The sequence below is a fragment of the Dyadobacter linearis genome, from assembly GCF_907165045.1.
Classification (GTDB): domain Bacteria; phylum Bacteroidota; class Bacteroidia; order Cytophagales; family Spirosomataceae; genus Dyadobacter; species Dyadobacter linearis.
In genome coordinates, this window is sequence record NZ_CAJRAU010000003.1 from 549,901 (window position 1) to 569,227 (window position 19,327).

15 protein-coding genes are annotated in these 19,327 nt (G+C 43.7%); 12 read left to right on the forward strand and 3 right to left on the reverse strand.

From position 1 onward, the window contains the following. Position 1: 1 nt before the first annotated feature. Complete coding sequence (locus KOD92_RS12790; protein ID WP_215233960.1) at positions 2–946, forward strand: hypothetical protein; 945 nt, start codon at positions 2–4, stop codon at positions 944–946. Positions 947–948: 2 nt separating this feature from the next. Here KOD92_RS12790 and KOD92_RS12795 read toward each other — a convergent pair whose 3' ends face one another. The 3 genes from KOD92_RS12795 to KOD92_RS12805 are packed head-to-tail and all read right to left on the reverse strand — an operon-like array spanning position 949 to position 5,887. After that, the gene (locus KOD92_RS12795) at positions 949–3,039 is read right to left on the reverse strand and encodes a prolyl oligopeptidase family serine peptidase (RefSeq protein WP_229254655.1); all 2,091 of its coding nucleotides are present in this window, start codon (positions 3,037–3,039) and stop codon (positions 949–951) included. A gap of 36 nt (positions 3,040–3,075) precedes the next feature. Then, positions 3,076–4,962, reverse strand: a complete 1,887-nt coding sequence (locus KOD92_RS12800) for a CocE/NonD family hydrolase (protein WP_215233962.1) — start codon at positions 4,960–4,962, stop codon at positions 3,076–3,078. A gap of 10 nt (positions 4,963–4,972) precedes the next feature. Next, the gene (locus KOD92_RS12805; RefSeq protein ID WP_215233963.1) at positions 4,973–5,887 is read right to left on the reverse strand and encodes a PE-PGRS family protein; all 915 of its coding nucleotides are present in this window, start codon (positions 5,885–5,887) and stop codon (positions 4,973–4,975) included. A 93-nt stretch (positions 5,888–5,980) separates the two neighbouring features. Here KOD92_RS12805 and aspS point away from each other — a divergent pair, with 93 nt between their 5' ends. From aspS to KOD92_RS12860, 11 genes are all read left to right on the forward strand, one after another. Continuing rightward, positions 5,981–7,741 (forward strand): aspartate--tRNA ligase, encoded by a 1,761-nt coding sequence (aspS, locus tag KOD92_RS12810; protein ID WP_215233964.1) that lies wholly within the window; start codon positions 5,981–5,983, stop codon positions 7,739–7,741. Between the two features lie 126 nt (positions 7,742–7,867). Beyond that, positions 7,868–10,270: an SLBB domain-containing protein gene (locus KOD92_RS12815; RefSeq protein WP_215233965.1), complete on the forward strand. Its 2,403-nt coding sequence runs from the start codon at positions 7,868–7,870 to the stop codon at positions 10,268–10,270. Positions 10,271–10,272: 2 nt separating this feature from the next. Continuing rightward, positions 10,273–11,322, forward strand: coding sequence for a Wzz/FepE/Etk N-terminal domain-containing protein (locus KOD92_RS12820; RefSeq protein WP_215233966.1), 1,050 nt, complete (start codon positions 10,273–10,275; stop codon positions 11,320–11,322). Positions 11,323–11,390: 68 nt separating this feature from the next. Beyond that, positions 11,391–12,164 (forward strand): glucose-1-phosphate cytidylyltransferase, encoded by a 774-nt coding sequence (gene rfbF, locus KOD92_RS12825; protein WP_215233967.1) that lies wholly within the window; start codon positions 11,391–11,393, stop codon positions 12,162–12,164. Positions 12,165–12,172: 8 nt separating this feature from the next. Then, positions 12,173–13,252 (forward strand): CDP-glucose 4,6-dehydratase, encoded by a 1,080-nt coding sequence (rfbG, locus tag KOD92_RS12830; RefSeq protein WP_215233968.1) that lies wholly within the window; start codon positions 12,173–12,175, stop codon positions 13,250–13,252. Further along, the gene (locus tag KOD92_RS12835; protein WP_215233969.1) at positions 13,242–14,132 is read left to right on the forward strand and encodes an NAD-dependent epimerase/dehydratase family protein; all 891 of its coding nucleotides are present in this window, start codon (positions 13,242–13,244) and stop codon (positions 14,130–14,132) included. Before rfbG ends, KOD92_RS12835 begins: the two co-directional genes overlap by 11 nt. 52 nt (positions 14,133–14,184) lie before the next feature. Then, positions 14,185–15,114, forward strand: a complete 930-nt coding sequence (locus tag KOD92_RS12840; RefSeq protein WP_215233970.1) for a glycosyltransferase family 2 protein — start codon at positions 14,185–14,187, stop codon at positions 15,112–15,114. Next, a complete protein-coding gene (locus KOD92_RS12845; protein ID WP_215233971.1) occupies positions 15,114–16,559 on the forward strand; it encodes a lipopolysaccharide biosynthesis protein in 1,446 nt (481 codons plus the stop codon). The genes KOD92_RS12840 and KOD92_RS12845 overlap by 1 nt, the downstream gene beginning before the upstream one ends. Positions 16,560–16,600: 41 nt before the next feature. After that, on the forward strand, positions 16,601–17,311 hold the full coding sequence (locus KOD92_RS12850) for a class I SAM-dependent methyltransferase (protein WP_215233972.1): 711 nt from the start codon (positions 16,601–16,603) through the stop codon (positions 17,309–17,311). 15 nt (positions 17,312–17,326) lie between these two features. Then, positions 17,327–18,496 (forward strand): glycosyltransferase family 4 protein, encoded by a 1,170-nt coding sequence (locus KOD92_RS12855; RefSeq protein WP_229254676.1) that lies wholly within the window; start codon positions 17,327–17,329, stop codon positions 18,494–18,496. Further along, on the forward strand, positions 18,497–19,303 hold the full coding sequence (locus KOD92_RS12860; RefSeq protein ID WP_215233974.1) for a glycosyltransferase family 2 protein: 807 nt from the start codon (positions 18,497–18,499) through the stop codon (positions 19,301–19,303). It abuts the gene before it with no gap. Positions 19,304–19,327 lie beyond the last annotated feature (24 nt).

The window sequence follows — 19,327 nt, forward strand, 5'->3', positions numbered from 1 at the left end:
AATGAAACAGTTTGTATCCAGGATAGCCATTTTCATAACTATAACAACTGGTATTCTTGGCTTTTCGTTATTTAATATACATAGCTATAAAGCCCGGGAAAGCATTTTAGGCGCGGTACCTGACAAGCATAAAATGCTTTCAGGCGCGCAATCACCAAAGATCATTTTTGTAGGAGGATCAAATCTGGCATTCGGATTGGACAGCCGGACTATTCAGAGAAGTTTAAAAATGCCGGTTATTAATGCTGGAGTACACGCCAGTATAGGCTTAAAATACCAGATACGTGATATTGAACGGTTTGTTAACAAAAGTGATATTGTGATTATATCACCAGAATACAGCCAGTTCTATACTGATTCTTTTTATGGTAAGGCGGAGTTACTATCAGTTCTCTTTGATATTTTTCCTGATGGAAGAAAACTGGTGAGTTTAGCACATTGGTACCGTTTATTTCCTCAAATTCCTCAATATGCAGCCTCTAAACTCAAATTCGAAAGCTCATCGGTTAGCCAAGGGAAAATAGGTGTTTATCACAGAGCTGCATTCAATGAGAATGGTGACGCTTTTATCCATTGGGACTTGCCAGCCAAGAAAGTAGAGGTCACCAAACCGGAAACGGGTGAAGAGGAGATTAATAATGAGTGCATTGCGCTTCTAAAAGACTTTGATAAGCTGGTGAAATCAAAATCGGCAAGCCTGTTTATCATTCCACCTGCTTATCAATCGAGCTCTTTTAAAAATCAAAAAAATCTGATTCAGAAAATTCATCATGGATTACTAAATAATGGGATTTCTTTGCTGGCGCCTCCCAAAGACTACAATTTCCACGATTCACTCTTTTTCGACACCAATTATCATTTAACTAAAACTGGTGTCGATCTCCGCACAAAAATGGTAATAGGCGATCTTAAAGCTGCATTGCCTCAGCTTGTTAGCAGAAGGTAAACTTACTTCCAGACCAACCCCATATTCGCAAACAAAAACGCGTAAATATCAGCCTGCGTTTCCAATGCTTTTTTGGTATTGCTGGCACCGTGACCGGAATTGGTGTCAATGCGGATCAGCAACGGGTTTTGGGAGGACGCACCTGCCTTAGCCTGTAACTCTGCTGCATATTTAAACGAATGCGCGGGAACTACGCGGTCGTCGTGATCGGCGGTGGTGATCATGGTTGCAGGATATTGTCCGCCTTCTTTGATATTATGAAGCGGCGAATAGGCACGCAATACCTTGAATTCCTCTGCATTATCGCTACTTCCGTAATCCGCAATCCAGTTCCAGCCGATGGTAAACTTGTGAAAACGAAGCATGTCCATCACTCCCACAGCCGGAAATGCCACTTTGAACAACTCAGGTCGCTGGTTCATTACCGCGCCGACCAATAAGCCGCCATTCGAGCCGCCTTGTATCGCCAGCCGCTCCGGTGAAGTATATTTTTCCTTGATCAGATATTCGGCTGCCGCAATGAAATCGTCAAATACATTCTGCTTTTTCAGCTTCATACCTTGTTCGTGCCACTTTTCGCCGTATTCACTTCCGCCGCGCAGGTTGGCCTGCACATACACGCCGCCTTGATCCAGGAAAGGAATGCGCGTGGGGCTGAAAGAAGGCGGCAGACTTACATTAAAGCCACCGTATCCATATAATATCGTCGGATTGGTACCGTCCAGTTTTAGTCCCTTTTTGAAAGTGATGAATGCAGGGATTTTGGTACCGTCTTTACTCGGGTAAAAAACCTGCCTGGTTTCATATTCCGCCGGCTTGAATGCCACCTCAGGCTCCCGGAAAACTTCGCTTTTTCCAGAACCGATCTCGTACCTGAAAATAGTCGGAGGATAATTGAATGAGGTGAATGTGTAAAAAACAAAACTATCACCCTTTTCCCCGCCAAAACCACTCGCAGAACCCAAAGCGGGCAATTTCACTTCTTTTTCAAGGTCGCCCGTAAGTTTATATACGTAAGCCCGCGTGGTAACGTCTTTGGAATAAGTGGCGAAAAGTTTGCCACCCGCCGTGCCCGCCCCCTGCAAAGGTTCCGGCTTTTCAGCCAGTACCGTTTTCCAGGTTCCGTTTTTGGTTTCAAACAGCATTACCTTGCTATTTGGCGCGTTTTCGTTGGTTTCTACCAGAAAGTTTTCACCCAGATTATCAATAATTCCGTAGCTAAAATCTGTGATCTCTTCTTTGATCGCTTTGAAATCCTTTTCGCCTCTTTTCAGGACCCAAATACTATTTCCGTCTTTCCCTTTACCCCTGTCACTCACGCTCAGCACGGCATATTGCTCGTCTTCGGTCGTACTTACAATATGGAAACGTTGCGGATTTGCAGCGTCTTCGAAGATGAGCTTATCATCTTTCTGCTCCGTTCCGACCGTGTGAAAATACACCTGGTGATTCTCGTTTTTAGCCGCCAATGCACTGCCGTCGGGCTTCGGGTAGCGGCTGTAATAAAATCCATTTCCCTGCCAGGCCGCGCCGGAAATTTTCACCCACTCGATCTTGTCCGGCAACATGGAGAGCGTTTTCATATCCATTACGCCATATTCCTGCCAGTCGGAGCCTCCCCTGGAAAGTCCGACCACTGCGTGCGCACCGTCTTTCGACAAGCTGAATGCAGATAAACGGGTAGTACCGTCTGTGGAGAGCTTATTTGGATCCAAAACTACCTCAGGAGCGCCTTTTAGCCCTTTTTGACGATAAAGTACCGCCTGGTTTTGCAGTCCGTCGTTTTTGTAGAAATAAAAGTATTCACCCTTTTTGCTGGGCGCTGAATATTTAGGGTAGTTGTAAGCTTTTTCAAGGTCAGTGAAAATCTTTCCTTTAAATGGAATTTTGTCCAGATAACCGAAAGTCACCTCGTTCTGCGCCTTCACCCACGCCGCCGTTTCCTCCGACCTGTCATCTTCGAGCCAGCGGTAAGGGTCCGAAACTTTGACGCCATGGTATTCGTCCGTGTGCTCAATTTTATTTGTTTGAGGATATTTAATTTCCTGCGCAAAAACGGTCGCTCCGTGCAAGCTGGCAGCGGTAATGCTCATTACTATTGATTTAAATTTCATAAAAAATCTCTGGCATTATTTGATCACGTCCACTTCAAGCGCACTGGCAGCGTCAGCCTGGTGATATACTGTTTGCTTGGCTGCGGTAAAGTCCGAATCCGCCGCTTTGTAAATGTTATCCACATACTTCTGTGGATTTCGATCAAATAGCGGGAATGCAGTGCTCTGAACCTGCACCATGATTTTGTGGCCTTTTTTGAAAGTATGCAACACATCCTGCAAACGAAACTGAATGTCCGTCAACTTCCCTGCAACCAGCGGCTCCGGCTTCTCGAAACTGTTACGGAACCTCGCCCGCATAATTTCGCTCCTGACCATTTGCTGATAACCCGCCAGCACCGTTTTGGGGTCTGCGAGGTAAGCGTGGTTTTTCTCGTCGCCCGGGTAAACGTCGATCAGTTTCACGAAGAAATCCGCGTCGGTTCCGGTAGTACTAATTTTAAGCAATGCAGAGATCTCGCCGCCCAGAGTAATATCCTGATCGAGCACATCGGTTTCAAAAACGAGCACATCCGGCCTTGCAGCGGCGAAACGCTGATCTTCCGACATATACTCAAAAGGAGTAAAACCCGACATTTGCTTGTAATTAGCTGTGTAAGGAACAGGTTTCAAAGGATCACTCACATATTCGCTGACCGATTTACCTTCTTTTGGAGCATTGAAATCCAGCTTGCCTTTTTCATGGAAATACAATTTCCTCTTCTCAACTGCCGCTACCGGCCATTTATCAAACGTCTTCCATTCCTTTTTACCGGTATCAAATAAATAAGCCTCCGGTAAGCCGGTTTTCCCGTCGCCCGCTTCTTTCAGGAAATGTTTAAAGAATTTAGCTTCGATGTTATTTTGATAAAAAGTGGCAATACTATCCCCGAAATAAATGTCATTGTGCAGCGTATGGCCGGTTTCACGGCTCCACCGCCCATGCCCGAAAGGACCGACTACCAGCGTGTTATAAGCAGACGGATTGTTCTTCTCGATCGTCTTGTAAGTATTCAGCGGACCGTACAGATCTTCTGCATCAAACCAGCCGCCTACCGTCATAAATGCAGGCTTAATATCCTTCAAATGCGGCAGAATATCCCTCTTCTTCCAAAATTCATCCTTATTAGGATGGTCAACCGTTTCCTGCCAGTACCAGTTTTTAGCATAGTACTTATCGAAATTTTTAAGCGAACCCATTTTCAGGTTAAAAGTATAGCCGTCAGGCTCCGGCTTGATCATTTCTCCGGCAAACCAGGAAGTGGTTGTAGGCTTTGGCGGCGTGATCCCGAAAACAGGAAATGTGAGGTAATATCCTTGCGTAAAAGCGCCGTTATGGTGAAAATCATCGAAAAAGAAATCTGCGATAGGCGCTTGCGGCGACGATGCTTTCAATGCAGGGTGCCCTGAAAGTGCGCTGGCAGTTGTGTAAAAACCGGGATAGGAAATGCCCCACTGCCCTACCCGACCATTGTTATTTGGGATGTTTTTGAGAAGCCACTCGATAGTATCGTAAGTGTCGGAAGCTTCGTCCACATCTGTCTTTTTCTTTTTCTGATCAATATGCGGGGTCATATTCGTCCATTGTCCCTCGCTCATATAGCGGCCACGCACATCCTGGTACACAAAAATAAACTTGTCCCGCATTAGCGCCGGGCTTGATCCCAGTCTTGGAGGATAATTGTCTACTCCATAGGGCGCGACGCTGTAACACGTTCGCTGCATTAAAAAAGGGTATTTCTTATCTCCGGCAGCATCTTTGGGTGAATAAACGATCGTGTGCAGCTTTATCCCGTCCCGCACAGGAATATCATATTCTGCTTTCGAATAATTGTCCCGGATCCACTTTTCGTAAGATTCAGTTTGGGCATTTGCTGCAAAAGCAAATAGTACCAGTGCTGCCGTCAATAGATTTTTTAGCATACCCTATTTTTTATTTTCTTTTGTAAAAATTCAAAGAAACACTGGTCGCACTGGACCTTTCACTAAGCGTATAAAAACCACTTCCTGTAATATCAAAACAAATAGCTTCGCCTTGTGGCTCCAATGCAACGGTCAGCTGCTTCGTCGCAGGCTTGGTGATCGTCTGCGCTACGGTCTGCCCCTCCTCTCTTCTCCAATAGTAGACTCCCAGGTAAGTTCGGACCATAATTTCCTTTCCATCCCTCGAAATCGTCGCGCCCGTTGCAATTGACACTGACGGCACATCGCCTATCTTTTCTGCTGTCATAGTTTCGCCGGTCGACTGAGGAAACGGAAGTCGGTATACACCTGAGGTCAGGCCTTTTGATATCACAAAAATATCCTTTGTCACCGGATCAACGATCAGCGACTCGGCATCTCTCGGACCATCGGGATAGGTAAAGCTGATCTTCTCAACCATTGACTCATTGAAAGAAGCATTTTGATCAGCGATCTCGCGCACACGGTAAATGGTACTTGTGGGAGCAGTCGGCGCATTGTTATTTCCAATGTCACCAATATAAAGGTAGCTGACACCATCAACAGGCCCGGGCCCGGATGCGATTTCCTCCCAATCCCTGTTAGCAGTGCCTGGTACTGTAAATTCTTTAATCGATTTCCCGTCTTTATTGATCAGATAGATCGAGTTGGGCGCCTGCGCATCCTGGTTGCTCCACAGAAAGCCAGCCATCGTATTGCTTTGCGCCAGACCCGAAGCTTCGTCGATAATTCCCGGCGCGATCGGGAATTGTTCAGGTACTGTTTCAAACTCGTCTGAGCTTCCGAGTGGTGGTTCAGGTTCCGGGTGGCAGGCAGTGGTCAAACAAAATAATAATGACGCCGCAGCCATTCCGAGCTGACCTCCAATACTTTTATATACACTCATAAAAAACGTTTGCATGTTAGATTTGCTAAAAATACGTACTTTTGCGCCATTTATTATCAGGCGCTTTCTATATATCAGTATTAAAATAGTTATATGTTACGTACACATACCTGTGGGGAATTAAGCTTAGAACATGTTAATCAGGAGGTTGTATTGTGCGGCTGGGTTCAGCGGGTTCGCGATAAGGGAGGCATGATCTGGCTTGATCTTCGTGATCGCTATGGCATTACCCAACTGCTTTTTGAAGAGGGTAAAACGCCTGCGAATGTGCTTGAAACCGCCCGCTCACTGGGCCGCGAATTTGTGGTTTCTACCAAAGGAACGGTCATAGAGCGCCTTTCTAAGAACGATAAAATCGCTACCGGTAACATTGAAATACGGGTGACTGAGCTGAGCGTTCTGAATCCTGCGAAACTTCCCCCATTCCTGATCGAAGACGAAACCGACGGTGGTGACGATATCAGAATGAAATACAGATATCTTGACCTGAGAAGAAATATCGTTCGCAAAAATTTACAATTGAGACACCAGGTTGCCCGGTACACACGCACCTATCTGGACAACCTTGATTTTATAGAGGTAGAAACGCCGGTGCTTATTAAATCCACACCGGAAGGCGCCAGGGATTTTGTTGTGCCGAGCAGAATGAACCCTGGTGAATTTTATGCATTGCCGCAGTCCCCGCAAACTTTCAAGCAACTGTTAATGGTAGCCGGTTTTGATCGTTACTATCAGATAGTGAAGTGTTTCCGGGATGAAGACCTTCGTGCAGACCGTCAGCCTGAGTTTACGCAAATAGACTGTGAAATGTCTTTTGTGACGCAGGAAGATGTGCTCAATACATTCGAAGGAATGATCCGTAACCTTTTCCAGAATGTAAAAGGTATTGATTTGCCGGAGGTGCCGCGTATGACTTATGCGGAAGCTATGCGCCAATACGGTTCCGACAAGCCTGATATTCGTTTTGAAATGAAATTTACTGAATTGAAAGGTGAAGATCAAGATCTTACGTCAGGAAAAGGCTTTGGTGTATTTGACGATGCCGGACTCGTGGTTGGTATTGCCGCTCCCGGTTGCGCTGAATATACTCGTAAGCAAATCGACGAACTGACAGACTGGATGAAGCGCCCGCAGATCGGAGCAAAAGGATTGATTTACGTGCGTTACAATGCCGATGGTTCAATCAAATCCTCCGTTGACAAATTCTATTCGGAAGAAGACATTAAGAAATGGATCATTGCGTTCAATGCTAAGCCCGGCGATTTAATATTGATAGTTTCGGGGCAGGCAGATAGGGCGCGCAAGCAACTGAACGAACTTCGTCTGGAAATGGGTACGCGCCTTGGATTGAGAAATCCGGATGAATACAGAGTGCTATGGGTTCTGGATTTTCCTTTATTGGAATTTGGAGAAACGGAAAACAGGTGGTTTGCAATGCACCATCCGTTCACCAGCCCGAAGCCGGAGGATATTGGGTTACTCGACGGGAATCTGGGATCTGTGCGTGCGAATGCATACGATATGGTTATCAACGGCGTTGAAGTGGGCGGAGGTTCAGTTCGTATTTTCGAAAAAGAGCTCCAACAGAAAATGTTCGGGATCCTTGGGTTTTCACCTGAGGAAGCGCAGGATCAGTTTGGCTTTTTGATGAATGCATTTGAATTTGGCGCGCCGCCACACGCAGGTATCGCATTCGGCTTTGACAGGTTATGTTCAATTTTTGGAGGTGCCGAATCGATCCGCGATTTCATTGCTTTCCCGAAAAACAACTCAGGCCGCGACGTTATGATCGACTCGCCATCAGTAATAGCTGATAGTCAGTTAAAAGAGCTTTCAATTCGTGTTGAATTCTAGTATTCAGCAGCTGGCTTGGGAAGAACTATATTATGATAAGATTTTGTAGTTTTACCGCAACTTAGGATATTCAAATCACGCCGGTACTTGTAAAACGCAGGTACCGGACGAAATATAAAACACTGCATGCATTATCAATCCTCTCAAAAGAAATACTGGAAAAGTATTTCTTTATTTTTCCTGATCATTTCGAGCCTCTCCGTTTTTGCACAGAATACAGCACCACAAACTACGCAGCCAGCTGGCCAGCCGACAGTAGATCCTTCGCAGGTCACTAATACACAGGCTGTTGAATTTTACAATCAGGCCAAAGGCGCCGGCATGTCGGATATGGATATTGAGCGGGCAGCATTACAGCGAGGCTACTCTCTGGATGATATTTCGACGATCCGGAGACGATTGCAGCAAACATCCAAAAGTAATAATGCACAAAACGATCCAAACCGGGATCAGATTGATGAAACCCGTGAACAAGATGACCGGGACGAGCTGGATGACGAAACTAATAATGAAAGAGATTCCACAGCAGCAGGTCGGGCGCAGATGCGCAGGCTCAGCCGGACTTTCGGATCAGCGTTTTTTGGCAGGTCGGCAGCTACTTTTGAACCAAATCTTAGAATACCAACTCCTAAAAACTATATTCTTGGCCCAGACGACGAGCTGATCGTTGATATTTACGGCAATTCGGTTGATAACTTCCGCATGAAGATCAGTCCGGAAGGAACTGTGAAAATGCTGAATCTGGCGCCGGTTTATGTAAATGGAATGACCATAGAGCAAGCCAACGAACGGATTGTTAACAGGCTCAGACAAGCATATTCAACATTAAACAGACCCGGATCAGGAACGTATTCCACTATTACACTTGGTAACGTCAGGAGTATCCGGGTGATGATCATCGGCGAAGCGGTTCAACCAGGTACTTATACGGTTTCCTCACTTGCCACTGCATTTAATGCGCTTTATGTATCTGGTGGCCCGAACCGCAATGGATCTTACCGTAATATTGAGATTATCCGTGCCAATAAAGTTATTCGCAAAATAGATCTTTACCGGTTTCTGATCGACGGAGATTTGCAGGACAATGTCGCGCTGCAGGATCAGGACATTATATTAATTCGTCCTTATGAAGTCAGGATCGAATTGGCTGGTCAGGTGAAGAAGAGCGGCATTTTCGAAGCGAAGGCTGGGGAAACTTTGAAAGATATGATCCGGTATTCTGGTGGCTATGCGCCTGAGGCTTACACTGATATGATCCAGTACCAACGCAATACCGGTAACAATTTCGTGATCGGTACGATTGACTCCACTCAGATTTCCTCTTTTACGCCCAAAAACGGTGACATTTATACTGTCAAGAGAATTCTGGATGTAATCGCCAACCAGGTTGAAATCCGCGGGGCTGTAACCAGGCCGGGTTTTTATCCTTTGGATGAGAAAACAAAAACGGTTAAAGAGCTGATCAATATTGCGCAGGGAATCGGACAGCGGGCATTCTTAAACCGTGCACTATTAGAAAGAGCCAGCGGAGATACACAAACCGGGCTTGTTGCGATCGATCTTAGGAAATTAATTAATAACGAAATACCCGACATTCAACTTTTGCCAGGAGATGTCCTGACAATCAAGTCGGTAGAAGATCTGAAAGAATTTACTTATCTGTCAATCGACGGATCGATAATCAATCCGGGAGCCTATTACTATTATAAAGATATCACGATTGCCGACCTTATTTTCCAAGCCGGCGGCTACACAGAAGGTGGGGTTCCCTATCGCATTGAAGTATCGCGCCGGGTGAAAAACGATACGATCGGCCTTCCCGAATCACAGAATGTGCGGATCTTCACACTGAATGTGACTGATAACCTGGTATTGAATGAGGAAGATCAAAAATTCAAGCTGCTTCCCTACGACATTGTATTGGTAAGAAAATCGCCTCGCTACGAAAGTCAGAAAATCGTTACGGTTGCAGGCGAGGTAACTTACCCAGGTACCTATACCATTCTTAATAACTTCGAACGCATTTCCGATTTGTTCCCGAAAGTTGGCGGCATGAAAAAGGAAGCATACATTGAAGGCGCCCGTTTTTACCGGAACAGAGAACTTGTGGCACTTGATTTGAAAGCAATTGTTGAAAAGCCAAATATTCCGGCGAACCTCCTTCTGGTAGACGGGGATACATTATACATTCCGAAAAAATCTGAGATGATCCGAATTCAGGGAGGCGTGTATAATCCTTCGGTAATGAATTTTGATAGAGGATTTAATTTTAAAGAATATATTTCTCAGGCGGGAGGCTACACGGAAAGAGCACGCAAAAACAGGACCTATGTTTCCTATCCAAACGGAAGAACGTACAGAACCAATAAATTTCTGTTTTTCCGGTCCTACCCTCGGGTTGAACCTGGTTCGGTGATCACGGTTCCGATGAAAGAACCTAGAAACGAGCAGCCAATGTCCCGTGGCGAGCGCCTTGCGATTATCTCACTATTCACAACTCTCGCTATTGCGATGATACGTATTCTCTAAGTATGCTGGAAAACAAGATTATAACTAAGAGAGAAACTCTTGAAGTCAGCGTTGCGGATTTGCTGAATTTTGTCAGAAAGTATCTTTTTATTCTGTTGATCGTGTCCGCCTGTTTTGGTGTAATCGGAATCTTGTACAGCTTTCTTTTACCCAAAATGTTTACTGCACAAACGATACTGCTGCCTGAATATAGTATGTCAGGAAGAAGCTCGTTTTTTAGTATGGCAGTGACAGCTGAGCGGGGAGGCGCAGAAAAATTGGTACCAGAGCTCTATCCTAATATTTTAAGAAGTACGCCTTTTGGTCAGTATTTGCTGCAACAGCCAGTTATTGATGCATCGGGCAAAAAGTATAACAATTTGAGGGAATACTTTGCACGCGATACAACGCAGAGCTTCGTATCACGTGCGATGTCAATCTTCAAATCCAAACCTGCTCCTGCAAAGTCTCAACCGGCTCTTCCAAAATCCGACATCTTATCTATTTCTGCGGAAGAGCAAGCAAAGATTTCCCGAGCTATGGGATTAGTTACGATTTCTGTTGACGATAAAAATGGTATCATCACAATCGAAAGTGAAATGACCGATCCTGTTGTCGCGGCTGTCATAGTCGAGAGTTCTAAAAAATACCTGATTCAGTACGTCGAAGATTATAGAACGTCAAGAACAAGCGACCAGGCTGCATTTCTGGAAGAGAGAGTCCGGGAATCCAGGTCAAGACAAGACAGGGCGGAATATGCTTTACAAAGTTACAGGGATCGAAATAGGAATGCTTTTCTTAATGTTGCAAGAATTGAAGAGCAACGTCTTCAAGCGGAATATGTACTTGCGCAATCCATTTATTCCGACCTTGTTGTTAAACTAGAACAGTCCAAAATTAAGGTGAAAGAAGAGAAACCGGTATTTAAGATCCTCGAACCGGCAAAAGTCCCGATCAATAAAAGCAGTCCAAAGAGGCTGATGATAGCAATAGTTTTTGCTGTTGCAGGCGCCATTCTTACAATGATTTACGTGATTTTCTTCAAAGAAAAGCTTCATGAAAAGCTCCTTTGATTTAACTACACCCTAAAAAATATTACAAGTCAACGTTATTCATTAATCACACTATTAACCCCGATTCCATGAAGGTAGTATTGCTTGCAGGTGGATTAGGCACTCGCTTATCCGAAGAAACAGTATCAAGACCTAAACCAATGGTTGAAATAGGTGGAAGCCCTATTTTGTGGCATATCATGAAGATATATGCTTCACATGGCTTCAACGACTTCGTTGTTTGTCTGGGCTACAAGGGATATGTAATCAAAGAGTATTTCGCAAACTACTTCCTTCACCAATCCGATGTCACTTTCGATATGAAGGAGAACCGGATGGAAATTCATAATTCGCAGGCAGAACCCTGGCGTGTTACACTAGTAGACACCGGGCTGGAAACAATGACAGGCGGCCGAGTAAAAAGAGTGCAGAAATATCTCGATAACCAGCCATTTCTATTAACGTATGGTGATGGAGTGGGAAGTGTCGATATTAAGCAACTTGTAAATTTTCATCAAAAAAATAAGAAGCTGCTGACAGTTACCGCCGTACAGCCATCTGGCCGATTCGGAGCACTGAATATTTCCGAGAACGACGACAGCGTTTTATCATTTATGGAAAAACCAAAAGGTGATGGCGCATGGATCAACGGAGGCTTTTTTGTTTGCGAACCGGAGGTATTGAATTATATATCTGCTGACAGTACAGTCTTTGAAAAAGATCCGCTTGAAAACATTGCTGCCGACGGTCAAATGGTTGCTCATAGGCACAATGGTTTTTGGAAACCTATGGATACCCTCCGCGACAAACAAGAATTGGAAAATTTGTGGAATTCTGGGCAGGCGCCGTGGAAAAATTGGTAAGTTCTCTTATGAATTACGAACATCTGTCTCAATACTACAGAGGGAAAAAAGTATTTCTTACTGGACATACGGGCTTCAAGGGTAGCTGGCTTCTCTACTGGCTCCATTTACTGGGTGCGGAGGTAAAAGGTTACGCGCTGGCCCCAGTTCATGAAAACGACCTATATAATTGCATAAACGGCGGTTCGCTTTGCTCCTCCGTTATCGCCAATATCATGGACCGGGAACGCCTTGCGAAGGAGATAACATCTTTTCAACCAGACTTCATTTTCCATCTTGCAGCCCAGCCACTCGTTAGGCTTTCTTACGAGATCCCTTCTGAGACCTTTGCAGTCAATGCGGTTGGAACGGCGCATGTACTTGATGCAGTCAGACTTTTGCCAAATCCATGTGCTACGGTACTGATTACAACCGACAAAGTTTACGAGAACAAAGAGTGGCATTTTCCCTACCGGGAAGTTGATCAGCTGGGGGGTTATGACCCTTATAGTGCCAGTAAAGCTTGCGCCGAGCTACTAATTGGTTCATACAGGAATTCTTTCTTTAATCCGGCAGCTTATGATTCCCACCAAAAAGCAATAGCAAGTGCGAGAGCCGGAAATGTAATTGGCGGTGGTGATTGGGCGAAGGATAGGATCATACCTGATATTGTGAGAGCATTGCAAAGCGACGATGTGATCACAGTCCGAAATCCTAAGTCGGTAAGACCGTGGCAGCATGTACTTGAACCGCTGAGCGGCTATCTGCATTTAGGTGCAAAGCTTATTGATAATCCGGTCAAATATAGCAGGAGTTATAATTTCGGACCTTTTGCAGAAGATAACCTGACTGTGCAAGAACTAGCTGAACAGGCGATTGCTTATTGGGGAAGCGGCAGGTACGAAACACCCGTGCTGACCGAGCAGCCACATGAGGCCGGCCTTCTTAAACTAGACATCAGTCTCGCAATGAATGAGTTGCATTGGAAACCAAAATACGATGCGCGAACTGCAATTGCGAAAACTTTGGAATGGTATAAAACCTTTACAAATGCACCCACTGAAATAGCGGCGCAAACGAAGGAGACAATTCTAGCTTATGCGAAATAAAGTTGCAGTTATCGGTAGCGACTCTTTTCTTTCCATTGATCTGGTGAAGTCACTCCTACCTGAATATGATATTACTGGGTTCAGCCGAAACAACAACCAGCAGCTCGGAGAGCACATTGTCTTCGCTTTTCCGGATAGAAAAATTGATCTTCAATCGCTACTGAGTTTCGATCATATTGTCTATTGTGCGGGAAGTGGCATTCAAGCGGGCAAAGGTGAAGACTATTTGTATGAACTCAATACCTATCTTCCGATTGAAATCGCATTGTTCCTAAACAAGCATAACTTCGAAGGGAAATATATCACTTTTGGGTCTTATGCCGAGATCGGGAATAACTCGGAGGACCGTTCCTATACTGAGGATGATTTGTTGCTTTCGAAACTCCCGGTGCCTAATAATTACTGTGTTTCAAAGCGCCTGTTATCCCGGTTTTTTGACAGTGCAAATTTATCTATCCGGTTTTTTCACCTCATTCTGCCGACCATTTACGGAAAAGGTGAAAATTCGATGCGGCTTATTCCCTACCTCGTTTCTTCGTTAACAAGTAAACAAAGACCAAAGCTTACCGGAGGGCATCAGAAAAGACAATATATTCATTCTAAGGATATAGCGTCGCTTTTAAAGGCGCTGCTGCAATCGGTTAATGTGCCAGCAGGAATCTATAATGTGCCAAGTTATGAAACGCGGTTTGTCAAGGATATTGTCGCAAGCATTTATTCGGCGCTCAGCGCAGATGAATCGCTGGCACCTGAAAGCTTGCAGCGGTATGATGAAACCATGAAATACCTGGAACTAGATTTTACCAAAATGAAAAACCAGTTTCCGGCGTGGCAACCAACCATTTCCATTTTAGACAGTATCGAGGAATACCTCGACTGAGTACTTAAATAATGTGAATGGCATGTCAAGCATTGTCACTCACTACAGGAATATGAAACTCAATATCGTTATACCAACATATAACCGAGCAGATTTTTTAATCAGGAATCTTGAAATACTCGAGGAAATAATAGTTCGCGGGAAGTTTACGGATGAAATCTCAATCATCGTTTCAGAAAATTGTTCGCCGGATGACACTTTTAAACTCGTAACTGCGTACAAGGGACACTCTCAACTGCAAATAGAGTTGTTTCGCCAAACTGAAAATATTGGCTTGAAAGCGAATGTATTGTTTGTTCTTGGTAAAGCAAAGGCTGAATATGTCATGTTCCTTGGCGATGACGATTACATTAGCTACGAATACCTCGCAGCATGTATGCTCATTTTGAGGAACGATCCCGAAACATCATATATAGTCCCAAACTACGTTCCGGTATCGATCGAAGACAAAATTGTTTCTGATTCACGGGAGCCTGTCGGACCTGTAAAAATGATGGCAGCAGGTCAAAAAGCGATTCTCAAATATGCCTGGAAAGCGCATCAGATGAGTGGTCTTATTTTCAAAACGCAGGGACTATTCGATGAATACAACAAGTATAAAGTTGATAATCTATATCCATACGTATTTTTCGCAGGAATGTGCGCGCTGCGAGGAACAACTTATCAGGTAAGCGAATTTCCTGTTAGGGTAGTACAGCCGATAAAGAAGAAAGATTGGGGATACGGAAAGGACGGGCTGATTAATGACCTTTTTGATAATTATAGAAAGCTTCCTATCTCGTCAGGTCTTCGCTTCAAGTCGGAGGCTTCGTTAATGTTCACCCAGTACTGGCGCCTGACTATGTATAGCGTTCATGGCCAAAAAGCATTTTGGAAAGCAGCGTGGAATATTGCTTTTGCGAAAAATGCGAGTATCTGGTTTACCTTATTTTTCCCGTTCATGCTGGTATTGATCAAGCTTAGAAGAAAATTTGAAGCATAATGCATATTCAAGGGGAGATCAGGCGCGGAACGATTGCGATTTTTATATCGAAGTACAGTAATATCCTAATCGGTTTGGGAATTAACTCAGTGCTGGCACGCCTTCTTTCTCCTGGCGAATACGGCATTCTGGGTATTGTGACTGTTTTTATTTCATTCTTTTACATTCTCAGCGATATTGGAATTGGCGTTGCAATTATTCAGGATCAAACTCTGACACAGAAAGACACTTCTGATATTTTCAAGATCAGCATTTTCCTTAGTCTCGTACTCGCCATTTCATTTGCATTGCTATCGTCGGCGATTGCCTGGTATTACGAAAGCGATGTTTATATTCCGATTGGGCAGTTGCTTGCAATCAGTGTGTTTTTTAGTTCTATGACGGTTGTACCTAAAAGTCTGCTGTCAAAATCTCGCTCATTCAGGCTGATTGGAACTATTGAGGTCATTGTAGCGGTATGCACTGGCGGCTGCGCTATCTTCTTAGCCAGCCGGGGATGGAGTTATTATTCAATTGTCTGGCGCTCAATTCTTTCAAGCATCATTATTTTCTTTCTGCATGTGTATTTTTCGAAGCTGATCGTCTTCAAAGGTTTCAGTTTGGACGGCTTCCGGAAAATCGCGAGGTATTCCTTTTTTCAGTTTGCATTCAATTTCATCAACTACTTTTCAAGGAATCTCGATAATATATTAATAGGAAAGTTCATGGGTAATCAAAGCCTGGGTATTTACAATCAGTCCTACCAATTGATGATGTACCCGGTTTCAAACCTGACACATGTAATTACCCCGGTTTTACACCCAGTTCTTGCGAAATTTAAAGATCAGCCAAAAGTAATTTTTGAGGAATATCTGAAAGTAGTTAATGTACTGTCAATGCTTGGTGTTCCGATCTCCATATTGATTTTCTTCGCGGCTGATGAGATCATCTACATTTTGCTTGGCAGTAAATGGGCAGGAGTGGTTCCTATTTTAAGAATATTTAGTGTGACTATCTGGCTGCAAATGATTACTTCCAGCGCAGGCGCCATATTCCAGGCGGTAGGACGAACAGATATTTTATTTAAGCTAGGCCTTTTCAGTGCGGCTACAATCGTGCTTTCTATCTTTACCGGAGTGATTTATTTTAATTCGCTCAATGCAACGGCTGTTTCCCTGTCTATTGCCTTTGCGGTAAATTTCCTGGTTGTTTTTTACATTCTGGTTTCCAATCTCCTGAGGGAAAATTTCGGAGCGTTCCTAAGAATTATTTCCTCACAGCTGATTTTGGCTATTGTATTAATCGTATCGCTGAGTATCACTGAAAGGTACATTATAACAAATCTAGGTCAGCCAAATATCCTTTCACTGGCAGTAAAAGTCATCATCGTCGGAATCGCATTCTTGTTATTTCATTTTAGTCAGTTCCTAGCTATCTTAAAGAGATTTAGAAAGACTACCACTTAGAAATCGATTACTAAATATTCATTTACACATCACAAAAAATTATGTACGAAAGAGAGCCCGGTATTGACAGACTTTACCCTTCTATATTTGGAAGAATGGCAACACGCTATTATTATCTTCGCCAATTGCGACAGGCTATTGAAACAGTGATCAAAAATTACGTCGCAAACAGCCCCGTGAAACTCGTTTTAGCCGATTACGGCTGCGGCAATAAGCCTTACGAATCCCTGGTCGCTCCTTTTGTTGAAAAATACATTGGAGTGGATTTGCCCGCTAATAAGATTGCAGACATTCACATTAAACCGGAAGGCACGATTGCACTAGAAGGTGAGACCCTTGACGTAGTATTGTCTACGCAAGTTTTAGAGCACGTAGTAAATCCGGCGTTTTATCTTACAGAAGCGCACCGTGTTTTGAAAAATTCAGGACAGCTTATTCTGAGTACGCACGGATACTGGATGTTTCATCCTGACCCCACCGACTTTTGGCGCTGGACTTCAACCGGCTTGCGGAAAATTGTTGAGGATGCTGGGTTTGAGGTGGTATATTTCAGAGGCATCATCGGTCGCTCAGCGATGGGGTTACAACTCTTTCAGGACGGTATCACATTCGTTATACCGAAATTTTTACGTCCCGTGCTTGCACTGGTTATGCAGCCCTTGATCATTTTGTTTGATAAAATAACTTCGCAGGGAACGAAGGACCGCGACGCCTGTACTTTCATATTAGTCGCGAAGAAAAAAGTCGCCTAATTGCCGCAACATTTGATGAATAAGTTACAAGGTGAGATCAAAAAACCAAAAGTCCTGTCATTCAGCCACTATGGTCAGCTATACGGCGCAAATAGGTCACTTCTGACATTAATACTAGCGTCACGTGAGCGATTGGATTGGCTGGTAATATGCCGGCAGGATGGTCCCTTTGCGGAGGAGTTGAGAACAAACCATATTAACTTTCGCATAGTCACATACAAAGTTGACGTCTATAATGGGCCAAATAGAGCCCCGATACTGCGTGGGCTGCTTAAATTATCCTCAAATATTGCTACTGCTCAAAAGCTATCTTCACTGATCGCATCGGAAAAAATTGACATTGTGCATTCCAATTCCTCAGTTATACTGATTGGAGCGATGGCAGCTCAGTTTTCGAAAAAAAAACATTTGTGGCATTTTAGGGAGTTTGTCTACGAAGATTATAATTCAAAGTACAACCTTGGAAAAGGGTTTTTGAGGTACTGGGCGAAAAAAGCAGCAACGATCATTTGTATCTCAAAAAGTATTCAGGAAGTCAGGATAGCGCAAGGCGGGATCAGAGCTAATAACGTCCTAATTTACAATGGATTGGTTGATGCTCAGATCGCAATCTTACCTCGAAAAGCCAGCCAGGGCCAAACTGTTTTCGCTATTATAGGAGTTATCAACCGTGCGAAGGATCAGTTGACTGCAATCAAGGCGATTAATTTGTTGGTAAAACAAGGAAAGAAGGTCATCCTCAGGATTGTGGGGGATATTAATGATCCGGAATACTATGAGGAATTGACGGCTTACATTCAGAAAGAGAATTTACATGCTAACATTGAGTTTCTGGGATTCGTTAAAGAGATCGGTACGGTATTAGCAGATTCACATATCACATTAATGTGTTCCCGAATGGAAGCATTCGGTCGGGTTACCATCGAAAGTATGATGCATGGGGTACCTGTTATTGCTTTTGCATCAGCAGGGTCAGGTGAAATTATTGAGGATGGAAAAACAGGTTTACTGTATGAGGGGCAAGAAGAAGATTTGTCCGATAAAGTGATTCAATTGTTGTCAGATCCGGCGCTATATGAAGCAATTTCAAGAAACGCAATTGATCACGTTTTGGAACATTTTACGATTAAAAACTATGCTGATAAATTTGTCCGAGAAGTAAACATCGCACTTAACCTGAGCTGAATGCATTCTCCTAAAATCTCAATCATAACCGTAGTTCGAAACGGCGAACAGTATATAGAGAATACCATAACAAGTGTTCTTGATCAAACCTATGACAATATCGAATATGTGATTATCGATGGCAATTCCACGGACGGGACGGTTGATATCATTAGGAAATACGCTGACAAGCTTCATTTTTGGATAAGTGAAAAAGACGCAGGAATCTACGATGCAATGAACAAAGGTGTCAAAGCGTCGACAGGTGACTGGCTCTTATTTGTTAATGCAGACGACTTTTTAGCCGACAAAACTTCCATTGAAACGTCATTGCCCTATCTTCAAAGTACAACTCATAAAATTGCTTACGGAGATATTATATACAGATATCCCGATGGAAGAGAGAAAAAATACGGCGTGGAGTGGCCGGTATTGAAAAAACGTTTTCGGGAGGTGGCTATGTATTTGGCGCATCAGGCTACTTTTCATTCGAAGAGTCTGTTTCAAGAGCGGTTATTTGATACTTCTTATAAAATAGCAGGTGATTATGACTTTCTGCTCAGTCATTTGAAGGATCATGACGCAACATATTTCCCGGTAACAATAGCAGTAATGCGTACAGGCGGATTGAGCTATTCAGTGAGTAAGATTGCTCTATTGAAAGACACCAGAAAAGCCCAGCTTAAAAATAAAATATATAAAAACTTTCCTTCCGCTGCGTGGATGAAGTCTGCACTAAAACTTATTGTCATTGATTTCGTAATCCGAAAAATTGGTGTTCATGGAAAAGACAGAGTTAAGAAATGGTTAGGTTATAAAACCACGTAATTAAATGTAATAAAGAAATCCTGA